This window comes from Janibacter terrae NBRC 107853, assembly GCF_001591405.1.
Taxonomy (GTDB): domain Bacteria; phylum Actinomycetota; class Actinomycetes; order Actinomycetales; family Dermatophilaceae; genus Janibacter; species Janibacter terrae.
This window is the reverse complement of record NZ_BCUV01000005.1, coordinates 1-15027: the sequence shown is the minus strand read 5'-3', so window position 1 is coordinate 15027 and position 15027 is coordinate 1. Positions and strand designations below refer to the sequence as shown.

The following is a 15027-nucleotide window of genomic DNA, read 5'->3' as shown; positions in this document are numbered from 1 at the left end:
CACGCCACATCGAGCCTCCCGGTCCGGGACGGTCTCGGAGGCACTCGCACACCACTTCTCATCTGGAGCAGCACCATGACTGAGGCGATCACGCCTGCGTCCGCAGCCCCACCCCCGACTGCTTCGTCCCCTCGGCTGGGGGCGATCGACGCAGCTCGGGGCGTGGCACTCGTCGGGATGATGATGATCAACATCCTGACGGTCCGCGCCGACGGCTGGTTCAACAAGCTCTGGACCATCCCACTCGGCCGGGCATCAGTCCTCTTCGTCCTGCTCGCAGGGCTGGGGATGACACTCTTCCTCCGGTCGCGGCAAGGGCAGAGGTCGCGCGCTGTGCTTCTGGGTTGGCGTGCCGCGATCTTCTTTCTCGGTGGCCTGTCCCTGCAGATCCTCACGCCCGCTGTGAGCGTCATCCTCCCGACATACGGCGTGCTCTTCCTCGGAGCACTCTTGTGGCACCGCCTCTCGACCAAGGTCCTCGGCGGCGTCGCGTTGACGATGCTCGTGCTGGGCCCGGTGATCGTCCAGGGACACCAGAACACCGGAGAGCACAAGAGCCGGATGCCGTCTCTGCTCGACAGCCCGGGAGATGTGCTCCACTCGCTCTTCCTGTCGGGCGCCTACCCGATCTTGGTCTGGGTCGTCCCCTTCCTCGTGGGGATGCTCCTCGCACGCCAGGATCTTCGATCACGCGAACTTCATCTCCGCCTGATCCGGTGGGGGGCAACAGCTGCTGTGCTCGCCTTCGTCGCGGGGCAGATCACCACCGCAGCCCTGGGCACGGAGCTCGAGTCGGGCTGGCCCCGCCTGCTCACCGGTACGGCTCACAGCCAGATGCCGCTGTGGCTGATCTCGAGCGTCGGCAGTGCGGTCTTCGTCCTCGGAGTCCTGCTGTGGGCCTGGCCCAGGCTTCATCGAGCGGCTCGTCCGCTCGCCGACCTCGGGCGTCTGGCCTTCACCTTCTACGTCGCTCACTTCCTCGTGATCGCCGCCCTGGGAGGTCGCATCGACGTCCGCGTCGTCGGGGTGCCGATCACGGTGGGCCTGGTTCTCGTCTTCGGCATCTTCGCCACGGTGTGGGTGCGTCGGCTGGGCATCGGCCCCTTGGAAAGAGCCCTCCGGGCCAGCTGGCTCGACAAGATCGTCAAAGGAGCAGCATGACCACTCCCTCGCCCGCCCCACGACCACTCCCCACACGTCGTCAGGTGCTCACCGGCGCCGTGGGGATCACTCTCCTCGCGGGGTGCACCGACGCGTCCACCCCGCAACCGCCCCGCGCGACCTCGAGCTCTGCCACGTCCGAGCGCCCAGCGCTGGGAGCTTTCGGCGCCAGCACCGGCCACCCGCTCGCCACCGACGCGGCCATGGGCGTGCTCCGTGGCGGCGGCAACGCCGTCGACGCAGCCATCGCGGCGGCTTTCGCCGACGCCGTGATGCAACCGGCCTCCTCCGGGATCGGCGGCGGTGGCGTGAGCATCGTCGCGCGGGACGGCACGAACGCCAACCACGACTACCGCGAGGTCGTCCCGACATCTGGGGTGGTGCCCGCCAGCGGCGTAGGGGTTCCCGGCTTCGTCGCCGGCATGGCCGACCTCCACGATCGGTACGGCACCGTGGACTGGGCCCGCCTCCTGGACCCGGCGATCACCCTTGCCGAGGACGGGGGGCCCGTGTCGCGGTACCTGGCCGACATCCTGGCCCGCCCTGGTGGGCGTCGGGTGGTGCAAGGTCTCGAGCACTTCCACCGTCAGGACGGCGGCGTGCTGCGACGGGGCGACATGCTGGTGCAGAAGGACCTCGCCAGCACCATGAGACGCATCGCGAAGGAAGGCGCTGACACGGTCTACCGCGGTGACCTCGCCCAGCAGCTGACGCAGGTGCCCGGGCTGGACGCACGCACCCTCCGGGACTACGAGGTCCAGCACGGGGAGCCCGCCACCGGGCCGCTGGGCGACTACACCTTTCTCTCGGGCGCCCCGGCCCTGCCCGGTGGCGCCATCATCCAGATGGCGCAGATCGCGGAGGCCCTGGGGATCGGTGAGGTGGACGCCGACTCGCCCGAGTTCATCGACATCCAGTCCCGGGCCTGGCAGGTGGCAGAGCGCTCCGTGCACCGCTGGTTCGGGGATCCGGACTTCGTCGACGTGCCCCTGGATCGGCTCACCGACCCCAAGCGCAACACCGCTCTCGCCAAGGGGCTCGGTGGCCGACCCAGGGTCGGTGTCACTCGACGCAGCAGCGGAGACCCGAACACGACACACATCTCGGTCATCGATGGTGACGGCATGGCGATCTCGATGACCAACACGATCACCAGCTACTGGGGTTCAGGGACCTACCTTGGCGGGTTCTTCCTCAACGACCAGCTCGGGCGGTTCGCGCTCATCGGTGACGGCAGGGCCAACCGGCCGCAGGCTGGACGACGCTCAGTCACCTGGAGCTCGCCGTCGATGGTCCTGGACGGCCAGGGGCGACCGGCGCTGGTCATCGGTGCCCCGGGCGGGAGCCAGATCCCCAACACCACGGCGACAGTCGTCCTGCGGTGGGCACTGCACGGAGAGCCGCTCGACATCGCCATCCCCGCACCCCGATTCAAGCTCGATGGCCAGGTCCTGCGGCTCGAGTCGGGGAGGCATGAACCCGCACTCCAGGAGATGGGGTACCGAACCCAGGTGATGCCACGGTCCTACCGCGCGTCATGGGGTTCGGTCCAGGCCCTCGCGGTGGACTGGGCGAAGCGCACGGTCACGGGTGTCGCGGACACACGCCGATCCGCCGGTGTCGAGGTGTCCGGATGAACGATCTGCCGGTGCACGTCCACGGGCGGCGGCAGCACCCGACGTGGACGCAGAGGTGCTTGTCCTGAGCTGTCGGCTCCCATGGTGTCGACGAAACCCCTGCGCGGCCCTGAGCGCCGTGACCTCAGCCAGTTCCTCGGTCGTGATGCCCTGGCGCGCTGACCGCCGGCGCTCCGGGACTGGACCCACCGGCGCTGCTGGGTCACGCCAGCCGCAGCGGCCGTCAGCGGCGAGTACTCGCCCTGGTGATCCTGGGCGCGTCCATCGACCCGCTCGGCACGCCCACAGCGCAGGAGCATCGTCTGAACAGCACGAAACCTCGGTCAGATCCCTGATCCGACCGAGGTTTCGTGAACCCACGCTCACAACTTCGTAAACGATTCATCTGTGTCCGAGGGGGGACTTGAACCCCCATGCCCTAATACGGGCACTAGCACCTCAAGCTAGCGCGTCTGCCAATTCCGCCACCCGGACGAGTGGTGCATTCCGGTGGCTGGGGGCCACCGGGGCAACGACGTGAAACTTTACACGCGGATGACCGGAGTGCGAAATCCGGTCGGGCGGCGAGTTCCTGCGACCTCGTGCGCCGCTCACCCGGGTGTCTGCGCTGCCTCCTCCGCGGCCCCGACGTAGAGGCAGAATGGGTGGCCCGAAGGGTCGATGATGACGCGCACGCCGAGCTGGGGCTGGTGCTCCGCGACCTGCCCGCCGAGCCGCTGGGCGGCGGCCACAGCGGCATCGAGATCGGAGACCTCGATGTCGAGGTGCATCTGCATCTGCTGCTCCCCCGGCTGGGCCGGCCAGGCCGGCGGGGTGTGCTCACGCTCGAGCTGGAAACCGAGGTAGACCTTGCCCTGGTCCGGTGCGATGGTCGCCCAGTCCTCCTCGTCGGAGTGGATGCGCCACCCGAGGACCTCGGCGTAGAACCGCGCCAGTCCCCTCGGGTCGGGGGTGCCGAGCACGGTGCCGAGGTAGTCGTGAGGCGGTCGTCGTCCGGGCAGCATGCGCTCCAGACTGCGCGAATCGACCGTCAGAAGCCAGTCGGGGGCCTACTGTGGGCCCGTGCTCGAGACCGTCACCGCGACCCGATTCGCCGTACCGCTGCGCGAAGGGGGCTCCCTCCCAGGGCTCGTCGAGGCCGACGACCTCGGCATGTACGTCGTCAAGTTCCGCGGCGCCGGGCAGGGCGTCAAGGTCCTGGTCGCCGAGGTCGTCGTCGGTGAGATCGCCCGCGTGCTGGGCATCCCCGTCCCCCGCCTCGCCGTCGTCGACCTCCCGCGCGACATCGCCCGCTACGAGGCCGACGAAGAGGTCCAGGACCTCCTCACCGCCTCCCTCGGCACCAACCTCGGGCTCGACTACCTGCCCGGGTCCTTCGGGTACGACGGCAGCCGACCGGCCACCCCGGAGCAGGCGGCGCCGATCATCTGGCTCGATGCGTTCACCGCCAACATCGACCGGACGTGGGCCAACCCCAATCTCCTGGTGTGGGGCGGCCGGCCGTGGGTCATCGACCACGGGGCCGCGCTGTACTTCCACCACGCGTGGGCGCGACGGGCACCTGATGCCCAGCGCTTCGCCGAGCAGCGCTTCGACGCCTCGGACCACGTCCTCGGCGACCTCGTCGACGACGTGCGCCCAGCCCACGAGGACCTCGCCGCACGGCTCGACGACTCCACGCTCGCCGGTGTCCTCGACCTCGTCCCCGACGAGTGGCTCGAGACCACCGAGCAGCTCGTGACCCCGACCGACACCCGCCGGGCCTATCTCGAGCACCTGGTCGCCCGACGTGACCAGCCGGCTGCGTGGCTCCCCGGAGGTGCCCGATGACCCGCCTGCCCTACCAGTACGTCGTGCTCCGCTGCGTGCCCCGCGCGGAGCGCGAGGAGTTCATCAACGTCGGGATCGTCCTGCACAGCCAGGCCGGCGAGCACCTCGAAGCGGCCTTCGCCGTCGACCCCGACCGCCTGCGGGCCTTCGCCCCGGACCTCGACCTCGACGAGCTGGACGCCGCGCTGCGGACCGTCTGCGACGTCGCCGCAGGGCACGAAGGGGGCGGACGCCCACGCCTCGGGGACGACGGGCGACGGTTCGGCTGGCTGAGTGCCCCGCGCTCGACGGTCGTGCGGGCGGGGCCGGTGCACAGCGGCCTCACCGACGACCCGGCGGCGGAGGTGCAGCGGCTCCTCGACCGCCTCGTGCGGTGAGCGGTTGACGCACGACGCGCACGTCCTAGGGTCGGGGTCATGGACCTCACCCGACCCACTGCACCAGCCCCCTACGACCTGCTCCCGGAGACGACCCCCTTCGAGGTGACGAGCGAGAGCTTCACCGACGGCGGCGAGCTCGCCGAGGCCCAGGTCTTCGACGACTGGGGCTTCTCCGGCGGCAACCGCAGCCCCCAGCTCAGCTGGAGCGGCGCACCCGAGGGCACGAAGTCCTTCGCCGTCTCCTGCTTCGACCCCGACGCCCCGACGCCCGCGGGGTTCTGGCACTGGACGGTCGTCGGCCTCCCCGCCGACACCACGTCCCTGCCCGAGGGCGCCGGCGCCGAGGGCGGGGCGCAGCTGCCCGAGGGCGCCTTCATGACGGCCACGGACTACGGAACGAAGGCCTTCGGCGGCGCGGCTCCACCGAAGGGCGACGGCCCCCACCGGTACGTCTTCGCCGTGCACGCGCTCGACACCGACGATCTCGGCATCGACGACTCGGTCAGCTGCACGGTCGCGGCCTTCACCTACCTCCAGCACACGCTCGGCCGCGCGGTGATGACCGGGCTCTACACGGCCTGACCGGCCTCAGCGCACCCGCAGCTCCCACGCCGCGACGGCACCGGCCGCCGCGACGTTCAGCGAGTCCACCCCACCGGCCATCGGGATGGTGACCGTGACGTCCACGCGGCCGAGAGTGCGACGGGCCAGCCCGTCCCCCTCGGTCCCGAGGACGAGGGCGAGCCGCTCGGGAGCGTCGGCGGCGAGCTCGTCGAGCCCCACGGCATCGTCCGCCAGGGCCAGCGCCGCGACCGTGAACCCGGCGGCACGCAGGTCCTCGATCCCCGCGGGCCACGGCTCGACGCGGGTCCACGGCACCTGGAAGACCGTCCCCATCGAGACCCGGATCGCCCTGCGGTACAGCGGGTCCGCGCACCGGCGGGTGACGAGGACCGCGTCGGTCCCGAGCGCGGCGGCGGAGCGGAAGATCGCGCCGACGTTGGTGTGGTCGACGACGTCCTCGATGACGAGCACCCGGCGGGCCCCGTCGAGGACCTCGGCGAGCGAAGGGAGCTCCGGCCGGTGCATCGAGGCCAGCGCCCCGCGGTGCAGGTTGTACCCGGTGATGCCCTCGATGACCTCGGCCGTCCCGGTGTAGACCGGCACGCCGTCCGCCTCGGCCTGCTCGACGACGTCAGCGAGGTCGGTGAGCCAGCGCTCCCCCATGAGCAGCGCCCGCGGCCGGTGGCCGGCGGCCAGGGCCCGACGGATGACCTTCTCGCTCTCGGCGAGGTAGAGCCCGCCCTCGGGCTCGAGGACGCGCCGCAGCTTGACGTCGGTGAGCCCGGCGAAGTCCCGCAGTCGCTCGTCGGTCGGGTCGGTGATGAGGATCGCCACAGGCGAAGGCTAGATCAGGGCCCGGGCGATGACGCTCACGCTCGCGACGATGCAGAAGGCGAGGACCCCCCTTCGCACCGCCTCCGCCGGCATCCGGCGACGCAGCGGTCCCGCGAGGAGGTGGCCGACGACGACGAAGGGGATCCACAGCAGCCCGGTGCGCAGCTGCTCCCACGTCACCTGCCCGGCCAGGGCCAGCCCGCCGATCCCCATCGTCGAACCGGCGATGAAGAAGACGGCCAGCGTCGAGCGCAGCCGGTCGGGCGGCTCGTGACGCAGGACGAGCGCGAGGAAGGGCCCGCCGATCGAGGCGGCCGTCCCGGAGACGCCGCTGATGGCGCCCGCGGCCATCGCGCTCCCCCGCGTCAGCCGGATCTCGATGGCGACGACGGACGCGACCACGGTGACGAGGATGAGCACGCCGACGGCGAGGGCGATGGCGTCCGGGGAGGTCGACGCCACGACGAGCACGCCGATCGGGGTCGCGACCACGCGGGCGACCACCGCCCAGCCGAGCGGCCGCCACGCGATGTCCCGCGGGCCGGTCGCGAGCTGCACGACGGGCAGGACGAAGGTGCACACGAGCAGGGCGACCGGCATGAGCTCCGGTCGCAGGACGACGACGAAGGGGGCCGACACGACGGCGACCCCGAAGCCGATGGAGGACTGGACGAAGGAGCCGCAGAGGACGACCAGGCCCAGGGCCAGGACGGTGGGGTCGAGCCAGCCCGTCACGGGAAGAACACGAACTTCACGAGGCCGGCGACACCGACGACGACGATGACCGCGCGCAGGGCGTTGGGCGGCAGCCGCCGGCCGTACCGCGCGCCGAGCACGCCACCCACGAGGGCGCCGGTACCGACGAGGCCCGCGATCCGCCAGTCGACGAGCTCGGGCGCGGTGACGATGAAGACGAGCGAGCCGACGGCGTTGACGATCATCCCGAGCACGTTCTTGAGGCCGTTGAGCGTCTGGAGGGGCTCGGTCGACAGGGCCGAGAGCAGCCCGATGAGGATGACCCCCTGGGCGGCGCCGAAGTAGCCGCCGTAGACGCCGGCGACGAGGACGCCGGCCATGAGGGCGACGAGGTGACCCCTCGGCATCCGTCCACCGTCGTGGTGGTGCCGCTTGGACCAGGCCTGCAGCCTCGGTCCGGCGATGACGAGGACGATGCCGATCCCGATGAGCACCGGGACGATCGCCTCGAAGGCCTCGGGCGGCAGCCACAGCAGCAGCAGGGCACCCAGCACCGCGCCGAGGACGGACATGGGCACCAGCTGGGCGACCCGCTTGCCCATCCCCCGCAGCTCGGGGAGGTACCCGATGGACCCGCTCACGCCGCCGGCGACGAGGCCGACGGAGTTGGAGACGTTGGCCGTCACGGCGGGCGTCCCGAGCGCGAGCAGCACCGGGAAGGTCACGAGCGTGCCCGACCCGACGAGGGTGTTGATCCCACCGGCCCACACTCCCGCGAGGACCACGGCACCCATCTCGACCCACGACACCCGGCCACCCTAGAGGGGCGGTGCAGGGCGTCGTGCGGTGGGTTCTGGAGCACGGATCAGCGCGTGGTGTCGGGACCCTCCACCGGTGCCGTCGGGTCCTCGGGGGACTCCGGCGGGACGGGCGCCTGGGGCAACCGGACGCCGGGGCCCTGGGCGGGCTGGACCCGTGAGGCCGGGGTCGCGTGCTCGGTCGCCTCGCGGCTGGCCTGGCCGGCCTGGCCGCGTGCCTCGGCGAGCGCCTGCGCAGGGTCCTCGAGCGTGGTCTCCCCGAAGGCATTGCCCTCCTCCGGGCCCGGGTCGACCCAGTCCTCCGCGTCGAGCCCGCCGTCGGGGCCCCCGTCGGACTGGCCCAGCGCTCCCCCGATGCCCCGCAGGGCGTCGGTGAGCTCGCTCGGGATGATCCACATCTTGTTGCTGTCTCCCTGGGCGATCTGCGGGAGGACCTGCAGGTACTGATAGGCGAGCAGCTTCTGCGTCGGCTTGCCGCGGTGGATGGCGTCGAAGACCTGCTTGATGGCCCGGGACTGGCCCTGCGCCTCCAGGACACGCGCCTGGGCCGAGCCCTCGGCCCGCAGGATCTGCGCCTGCTTCTCCCCCTCCGCGGTGAGGATCTGCGACTGCTTGAAGCCCTCCGCGTTGAGGATGGCCGCGCGCCGGTCCCGCTCGGCCTTCATCTGCTTCTCCATCGACTCCTGGATCGACATCGGCGGGTCGATCGCCTTGAGCTCGACGCGGTTGACGCGGATGCCCCAGCGACCGGTCGCCTCGTCGAGCGCGCCGCGCAGCTGGCCGTTGATCTGGTCGCGGCTGGTGAGCGTCTGCTCGAGGTCGAGCGAGCCGATGACATTGCGCAGCGTCGTGACGGTGAGCTGCTCGATGCCCTGGATGAAGTTGGCGATCTCGTACACGGCGCTCTTGGCGTCGATCACCGTGTAGTAGATGACCGTGTCGATGTTGACGACGAGGTTGTCCGAGGTGATGACCGGCTGCGGCGGGAAGCTCACGACCTGCTCGCGCAGGTCGATGCTTGCGCGCACCTTGTCGACGAAGGGCACGAGGATGTGGATGCCGCCCTCGAGGGTGCGGCTGTAGCGGCCCAGCCGCTCGATGATGAGCGCGGTCTGCTGCGGCACGATGCGCACCGTCTTGAAGAGGATGACGAGCGCGAAGACGAGCAGCGCCGCCAGGAAGATCAGGATGCCGCTGGGCATGTCGGTCCTTTCGTCGGGTGGGACGCTCTGCGTGCCTTCACGCGATGGGTGCTCGGGTGACGATGGCGGTCGCGCCGTCGATGGACACGACCCGGACCTCCTCGCCGGGCTCGCAGGGCGCCTGCCCGGGGGGCACCCGGGCGCTCCAGGTCTCACCGGCGAGACGGACGCGTCCGTCGGTGTCGGTCACCGTCTCGAGGACGCGGGCGGTGCGCCCCGCGAGCGCGCGGGAGCCGATGTCCTTGGAGGCCGCGGGGTCGGTGAACTGACGTTGGACGATCGGGCGCACGACGGCGATCAGGAGGAGCGCGACGACGACGGCCAGGACGATCTGCACGGCGAGCGGCGCCCCGAGCGCGGCGGCCAGGGCACCGACGAGCGCACCACCGGTGAGCATGACGAAGACGAAGTCGACCGTGGCCGCCTCGATCGCGATGAGGACGAGGGCCAGACCCATCCAGACCAGCCAGAGGTTGTCTCCCAGGAAGTCCACGTCATCCCCCTTCGTCGCGTCGTGCCCTCATCATGCCCTGTCGCTCACTGGGTGCGGGCGCGTGCGGACCACCTGTTGCCGTGCTGCTCCAGGACGAGGTCGACCCCGAAGGTCTGCGACAGGTTGGCCTCCGTCAGGGTGATCTCGATCGGTCCCTGCGCGACGACCTCGCCCTCGCGGAGCAGGAGCACGTCGGTGAAGTGCGGCGGGATCTCCTCGACGTGGTGCGTGACCATGACGAGTGCCGGTGCCTCGAGGTCGCCGGCGATGACGCCCAGCCGGTGCACGAGGTCCTCGCGACCACCGAGGTCGAGACCCGCGGCCGGCTCGTCGAGGAGCATCAGCTCCGGGTCGGTCATGAGCGCGCGGGCGATCTGCACGCGCTTGCGCTCTCCCTCCGAGAGGGTGCCGTAGGTCCGGTCGACGAGGTGCCCGGCGCCGAGGGCGTCGAGCAGCTCACGGGCCCGCTCGTGGTCCAGGCCGTCGTACGACTCCCGCCACCGGCCGACGACCCCCCAGGAGGCGGTCACGACGACGTCCGCGACGCGCTCGTCGCCCGGGATGCGCTCGGCCAGCGAGGCGGACGCCAGGCCGATGCGCGGACGCAGCTCGAAGACGTCGACGGCGCCCAGGACCTCCCCGAGGATCCCGACGACGCCGCGGGTCGGGTGCATGCGGGCCGAGGCCAGCTGGAGCAGCGTCGTCTTGCCGGCACCGTTGGGGCCGAGGACCACCCAGCGCTGGCCCTCCTCGACCTCCCAGTCGATGTCGCTGAGGAGGGTCGTCTCCCCGCGCACGACGGTGGCTCCGGCCAGGGCGAGGACGTCACTCATGCTCCGACCCTAACCGCCGCGAACTACCATCTGACAGATGCCCGAGCTGCCCGCCTCCGTCCGTGTCGCCCTGTGGGTCACGCACGCGTGGTCCGTCGGCTCGAGCCCTGCCCGCGCGGTCGAGCGGGCCCTGCCCGACGTCGACCACACCGAGGGGCTCCTCGAGCAGGTCGGCCTCTGGCACGACCTCGGGGAGGGAGCGCTCCTCGTCGCGCTCCCCGGCCCCGGTGACCTCGCCGGGCTCCCCCGCTGCGGACCGGTGGCCGCGGATGCCGCCACCGTGGCCGGCGAGGCGCTCTACGTCGCCGGCATCGGCGGGATGCTCGTGCCGACGGTCTCGACCTACGGCTCGGCCGGCGCCCGGGGCCTGCGCATCGACTGGATGGCCCACGACGCCGACCCCGTGCCGCCGCACCGCGTCGAGGCCCTCGAGCTGTCCCAGCTGGAGCGCCACCTGCGGCGCCAGCTGCTCGAGTCGGTCACCGAGCTCGACGAGATCGGCGGCACCCCGTGGTCCGACGACCTCTCCCGCGACCTCGTCGACGAACGCCTCGGCACCGACTGGGCCCTGCCGGACGCCCTGCCGGACCGGGCGCGCCGGGTCATCGGCCTCGCCGGGACCGTCGCCGTCGCGACCGAGCTGGGGCTGCAGGCGTCGGGGGCCGTCACGGCCGCGCACGACAACGCGCGCTCCGCCGCCCTTCGCCGACTGGCCCGGGAGTGCGAGCGGACGCTCGCCGACGCGACCAACGCGGCCTGCGCCCAGCTGGCCGGGTGGGTGCCGAGCCGGTGACCCGCCGGCTGCGGACCGGCCGGATGACGCTCGTGCCGGCGACCGCGGCGCACCTCCCCTTCCTCGTCGAGCTCGACGCCGACCCCGAGGTCATGCGACACCTCACCGGTCGGGCGCGGACCGCCCGGGAGGCCAGGGAGTACTGGGCCCCGCGGCTGCCCGGCCCGATGTGGGTCGGGTACGTCGATGGGCGTCCCGTGGGGTGGTGGGCCCTGTGGCCGCGCGAAGGGGGGACCGCCGAGCTCGGCTACCGGCTCGCCCGGCGCGCGTGGCGGCAGGGCCTGGCCGTGGAGGGCTCCCGGGCCGTGCTGGACGACGGCTTCGCCGACCCCGCGCTGCGACTCGTGCGTGCCGAGACGATGTACGTCAACGCCGGGTCACGGGGCGTGATGCGTCGCCTCGGGATGCGGGAGGTGCGCGTCGAGGTCCGTCACTGGCCGGACCCGCTGCCCGGCGCGGAGCTCGGCGAGGTCGTCGCCGAGATGACCCGTCAGGAGTGGCCGAGCACGGCAGAGTAGACCTCGAGGGTGCGTTCGCCGATGCTGCCCCACGAGAAGTGCTCGACCGCCCGCTGCCGGCCGGCGCGACCCCGCTCGGCGGCACGGGCCGGGTCGGAGAGGGCGTCCGTGAGGGCGGCGGCGAGGTCGCTCTCGAAGCGGTCGGCGTCGACGGGCGCCCCGGTCCCGTCCTGGACCTGCTCGATCGGGACCAGCCACCCGGTCCCCCCGTCGACGACGACCTCCGGGATCCCGCCCGTGGCCGTCGCGACGACGGGCAGCCCGCACGCCATCGCCTCGAGGTTGACGATGCCGAGCGGCTCGTAGACGGACGGGCAGGCGAAGACCGCGCCGGCCGTGAGCAGCGCGATGACCTCGGCCCGGGGGAGCATCTCGCGGATCCACACGACCCCGTCGCGCGACGCGCGCAGGTCGCTCATCAGCGCCTCGACCTCGGCGAGGATCTCGGGGGTGTCCGGCGCACCCGCGCACAGCACGAGCTGGACCTCGGGCGGCAGCTCGCGAGCCGCGCGCAGGAGGTGGGGCAGGCCCTTCTGCCGGGTGATCCGGCCGACGAAGACGACCGACGGACGGTCGGGGTCGACCCCGTGGCGTCGCACGACCTCCTCGTCGGGCTGCGCCCGCCACAGCTGCGCGTCGATCCCGTTGTGCACGACGTGGACCCGCTCGGGGTCGATCGAGGGGTAGCTGCGCAGGATGTCGGCCCGCATGCCGTGGCTGACGGCGATGACCCCGGCTGCCGCCTCGTAGGCGGTGCGCTCCACCCACGACGAGAGGGCATAGCCGCCGCCGAGCTGCTCGGCCTTCCACGGGCGCAGCGGCTCGAGGCTGTGCGCCGAGACGACGTGCGGCACGCCGTGCAGCAGGGAGGCGGTGTGGCCGGCGAAGTTGGCGTACCAGGTGTGGCTGTGCACGAGGTCCGCTCCCCCGCAGTCCGCCGCCATCGCCAGGTCGACGCCCATCGTCGTCAGGGCGGGGTTGGCCCCCACGAGGCCGGGCGGGTCGGCGTACCCGGTCGTCCCCCCTTCGTCCCTGGGGTCGCCGAAGCAGCGCACGCGCACGTCGATGTCACCCCGCTCACGCAGGGCGCGGGTCAGCTCCGCGACGTGGACCCCGGCACCGCCGTAGACCGCCGGGGGGTACTCCTTGGACAAGATGTCGACGCGCACCCGCCCAGCGTAGGCCCGGAGGGACTAGGTTCGGCGGTGGAGCGAAGGGAGCACCGCATGGTCAAGCGTGGTCAGCCCAAGGTCCTGGCGATCGTCCTCGCCGGGGGCGAGGGCAAGCGCCTCATGCCCCTCACCGCGGACCGGGCGAAACCGGCCGTCCCCTTCGGGGGGATCTACCGCCTCGTCGACTTCGCGCTGAGCAATGTCGTCAACTCCGGGTACCCGAGGGTCATCGTCCTGACCCAGTACAAGTCGCACAGCCTCGACCGGCACGTGAGCCAGGCCTGGAACCTCGCCTCGCCGCTCGGTCACTACGTGGCCGCGGTCCCGGCGCAGCAACGTCGCGGCAAGAGCTGGTACACCGGCAGCGCGGACGCGATCTACCAGTCGCTCAACGCCATCACCGACGAGCGGCCCCATCTCGTCGTCGTCGTCGGCGCCGACCACGTGTACCGCATGGACTTCTCCCTCATGGTCGAGCAGCACCTGGACACGGATGCCGCGTGCACCGTCGCGGCGATCCGCCAACCGATCGCCATGTCCGACCAGTTCGGCGTGATGGAGGTCGGCGCCGACGGGCGCCGCATCACCGCCTTCCGCGAGAAGCCGACCGACCCGCAGGGACTGCCGGACGCGCCGCACGAGATCTTCGCGTCGATGGGCAACTACGTCTTCAGCACCGAGGCGCTCATGGACGCCGTGACCTCGGACTCCAACCACGGCGGCAGCAAGCACGACATGGGCGGGGACATCATCCCCTCCTTCGTCGCCCAGGAGCGCGCCTACGCCTACGACTTCGCGGACAACGTCGTCCCCGGGTCCACCGACCGCGACCGGGGGTACTGGCGGGACGTGGGCACGCTCGACAGCTACTTCGATGCCCACCTCGACCTGACCTCGATCCATCCGGTCTTCAACCTCTACAACTACGACTGGCCGATCAACACCCTGCACGGCACCTACCCCCCGGCGAAGTTCGTCCACGGTGACGGCGAGCGGGCGGGTGGGGCCACGAACTCACTCGTCTCCCCGGGGGTGGTCGTCTCCGGTGGGCACGTGGACAACTCCGTCCTCTCCCCCGGGGTCTTCGTGCACAGCTACAGCCAGGTCCTCGACAGCGTCCTGCTCGACGGGGTCGACGTGGGGCGCCACGCCCAGCTGCGGCGCGTCATCATCGACAAGGGCGTGCGCCTGCCCGAGGGGATCCGGATCGGGCACGACCGCGAGGAGGACCGCGCCCGAGGGCTGCTCGTCACCGAGTCCGGGATCACGGTGGTCGGCAAGGGCCACGTCTTCGACCACTCCTAGACTGCGGGGCATGCCACGCACCCTCCCCGGCGACGGTCCGCTCGCCCTGGTCATGGACGTCGACAGCACCCTCATCCGGGACGAGGTGATCGAGCTCCTCGCGGAGCACGCGGGGACACGCGAGGAGGTCGCCGCCGTCACCGAGGCGGCGATGCGGGGCGAGCTGGACTTCGCGCAGAGCCTGCACGCGCGGGTCGCGACCCTCGAGGGCCTGCCCGTGGAGGTGCTCGACCGGGTCCGCAGCGCCGTGCGCCTCACCCCGGGCGCACGCACGCTCGTCACGACCCTCACCGAGGCCGGTCACACGGTCGGGATCGTCTCGGGCGGATTCACCGAGGTCGTCGACGACCTCGCCCGTGAGCTCGGCATCCCGTCGGTCCGTGCGAACCAGCTCGAGGTCGTCGACGGGCACCTCACCGGCCGCGTGCTCGGCGACGTCGTGGACCGCGCGGCCAAGGCCGAGTTCGTCATCCGCCTCGCCGCCAGTGCCGGCATCGACATGGACCGCACCGTGGCCGTCGGGGACGGCGCCAACGACCTGGACATGATGGCGGCCGCGCACCTCGGCATCGCCTTCTGCGCCAAGCCCGCGGTCCGCGAGCAGGCCGACGTCGCGATCGACGAGCCGGACCTACGTCTCGTCCTCGACGTCCTCGGCATCGACCCGCTTCCGCAGGCCGACGACGAAGGGGGCCACCCGCTCGCCTGAGCGCCCTTCGAGACGGTCGCTTCGCGACCTCCTCAGGGAGCGGGGCGCGGGGGCGCGGGGGCGCGGGGCGCGGGGGCGCGGA

Annotated in this window: 17 protein-coding genes and 1 tRNA gene; 9 read left to right on the top strand and 9 right to left on the bottom strand. The window is 71.9% G+C overall.

The genetic code is table 11. The annotated features are described in order from the left end of the window. Nucleotides 1–162 precede the first annotated feature (162 nt). Both JT1_RS04885 and JT1_RS04880 read left to right on the top strand, forming a co-directional pair. Nucleotides 163–1161 (top strand): DUF418 domain-containing protein, encoded by a 999-nt coding sequence (locus tag JT1_RS04885; RefSeq protein ID WP_068323995.1) that lies wholly within the window; start codon nt 163–165, stop codon nt 1159–1161. Further along, nucleotides 1158–2798, top strand: coding sequence for a gamma-glutamyltransferase (locus tag JT1_RS04880; protein ID WP_082807481.1), 1641 nt, complete (start codon nt 1158–1160; stop codon nt 2796–2798). Before JT1_RS04885 ends, JT1_RS04880 begins: the two co-directional genes overlap by 4 nt. Before the next feature lie 388 nt (nt 2799–3186). Here JT1_RS04880 and JT1_RS04875 read toward each other — a convergent pair. Both JT1_RS04875 and JT1_RS04870 read right to left on the bottom strand, forming a co-directional pair. Next, nucleotides 3187–3272, bottom strand: a tRNA-Leu gene (locus JT1_RS04875). 116 nt (nt 3273–3388) lie between these two features. Continuing rightward, nucleotides 3389–3802 (bottom strand): VOC family protein, encoded by a 414-nt coding sequence (locus tag JT1_RS04870; RefSeq protein ID WP_068323989.1) that lies wholly within the window; start codon nt 3800–3802, stop codon nt 3389–3391. Nucleotides 3803–3860: 58 nt separating this feature from the next. Here JT1_RS04870 and JT1_RS04865 point away from each other — a divergent pair, with 58 nt between their 5' ends. The 3 genes from JT1_RS04865 to JT1_RS04855 are packed head-to-tail and all read left to right on the top strand — an operon-like array spanning nt 3861 to nt 5590. Then, nucleotides 3861–4628: a HipA family kinase gene (locus JT1_RS04865; protein WP_068323987.1), complete on the top strand. Its 768-nt coding sequence runs from the start codon at nt 3861–3863 to the stop codon at nt 4626–4628. Beyond that, entirely contained in the window at nt 4625–5005 is a 381-nt protein-coding gene (locus JT1_RS04860; protein WP_068323984.1) for a DUF3037 domain-containing protein, read from the top strand. The genes JT1_RS04865 and JT1_RS04860 overlap by 4 nt, the downstream gene beginning before the upstream one ends. A 39-nt stretch (nt 5006–5044) precedes the next feature. Beyond that, the gene (locus JT1_RS04855) at nt 5045–5590 is read left to right on the top strand and encodes a YbhB/YbcL family Raf kinase inhibitor-like protein (protein ID WP_068323981.1); all 546 of its coding nucleotides are present in this window, start codon (nt 5045–5047) and stop codon (nt 5588–5590) included. A 6-nt stretch (nt 5591–5596) separates the two neighbouring features. Here the strand turns inward: JT1_RS04855 and JT1_RS04850 are convergent, their stop codons facing one another. Genes JT1_RS04850 through JT1_RS04825 form a run of 6 tightly spaced genes read right to left on the bottom strand, consistent with a single transcriptional unit; the run spans nt 5597 to nt 10448 of the window. Next, nucleotides 5597–6406: a TrmH family RNA methyltransferase gene (locus JT1_RS04850; protein ID WP_068323977.1), complete on the bottom strand. Its 810-nt coding sequence runs from the start codon at nt 6404–6406 to the stop codon at nt 5597–5599. A gap of 9 nt (nt 6407–6415) precedes the next feature. Beyond that, nucleotides 6416–7141, bottom strand: coding sequence for a sulfite exporter TauE/SafE family protein (locus JT1_RS04845; protein ID WP_068323974.1), 726 nt, complete (start codon nt 7139–7141; stop codon nt 6416–6418). Further along, nucleotides 7138–7911, bottom strand: a complete 774-nt coding sequence (locus JT1_RS04840; protein WP_255218255.1) for a sulfite exporter TauE/SafE family protein — start codon at nt 7909–7911, stop codon at nt 7138–7140. The genes JT1_RS04845 and JT1_RS04840 overlap by 4 nt, the downstream gene beginning before the upstream one ends. Before the next feature lie 56 nt (nt 7912–7967). Further along, complete coding sequence (locus tag JT1_RS04835) at nt 7968–9122, bottom strand: SPFH domain-containing protein (RefSeq protein WP_068323971.1); 1155 nt, start codon at nt 9120–9122, stop codon at nt 7968–7970. Nucleotides 9123–9159: 37 nt separating this feature from the next. After that, complete coding sequence (locus JT1_RS04830; protein WP_255218254.1) at nt 9160–9615, bottom strand: NfeD family protein; 456 nt, start codon at nt 9613–9615, stop codon at nt 9160–9162. Nucleotides 9616–9659: 44 nt separating this feature from the next. Then, nucleotides 9660–10448 (bottom strand): ABC transporter ATP-binding protein, encoded by a 789-nt coding sequence (locus JT1_RS04825; protein ID WP_068323968.1) that lies wholly within the window; start codon nt 10446–10448, stop codon nt 9660–9662. Between the two features lie 37 nt (nt 10449–10485). On the opposite strand from JT1_RS04825, the gene JT1_RS04820 reads away from it, so the two are divergent. Then, nucleotides 10486–11241, top strand: a complete 756-nt coding sequence (locus JT1_RS04820) for an Rv1486c family protein (RefSeq protein ID WP_068323965.1) — start codon at nt 10486–10488, stop codon at nt 11239–11241. Continuing rightward, entirely contained in the window at nt 11223–11759 is a 537-nt protein-coding gene (locus tag JT1_RS04815; RefSeq protein WP_068323962.1) for a GNAT family N-acetyltransferase, read from the top strand. The genes JT1_RS04820 and JT1_RS04815 overlap by 19 nt, the downstream gene beginning before the upstream one ends. Here JT1_RS04815 and glgA read toward each other — a convergent pair. Then, nucleotides 11732–12928 (bottom strand): glycogen synthase, encoded by a 1197-nt coding sequence (glgA, locus tag JT1_RS04810; protein WP_068323958.1) that lies wholly within the window; start codon nt 12926–12928, stop codon nt 11732–11734. The genes JT1_RS04815 and glgA overlap by 28 nt on opposite strands. Nucleotides 12929–12985: 57 nt before the next feature. Between glgA and glgC the strand changes: the two genes are divergently transcribed. Both glgC and serB read left to right on the top strand, forming a co-directional pair. Beyond that, the gene (glgC, locus tag JT1_RS04805) at nt 12986–14236 is read left to right on the top strand and encodes a glucose-1-phosphate adenylyltransferase (RefSeq protein WP_068323955.1); all 1251 of its coding nucleotides are present in this window, start codon (nt 12986–12988) and stop codon (nt 14234–14236) included. Between the two features lie 10 nt (nt 14237–14246). Continuing rightward, entirely contained in the window at nt 14247–14945 is a 699-nt protein-coding gene (gene serB, locus JT1_RS04800; protein WP_068323952.1) for a phosphoserine phosphatase SerB, read from the top strand. Nucleotides 14946–15027: the final 82 nt, after the last annotated feature.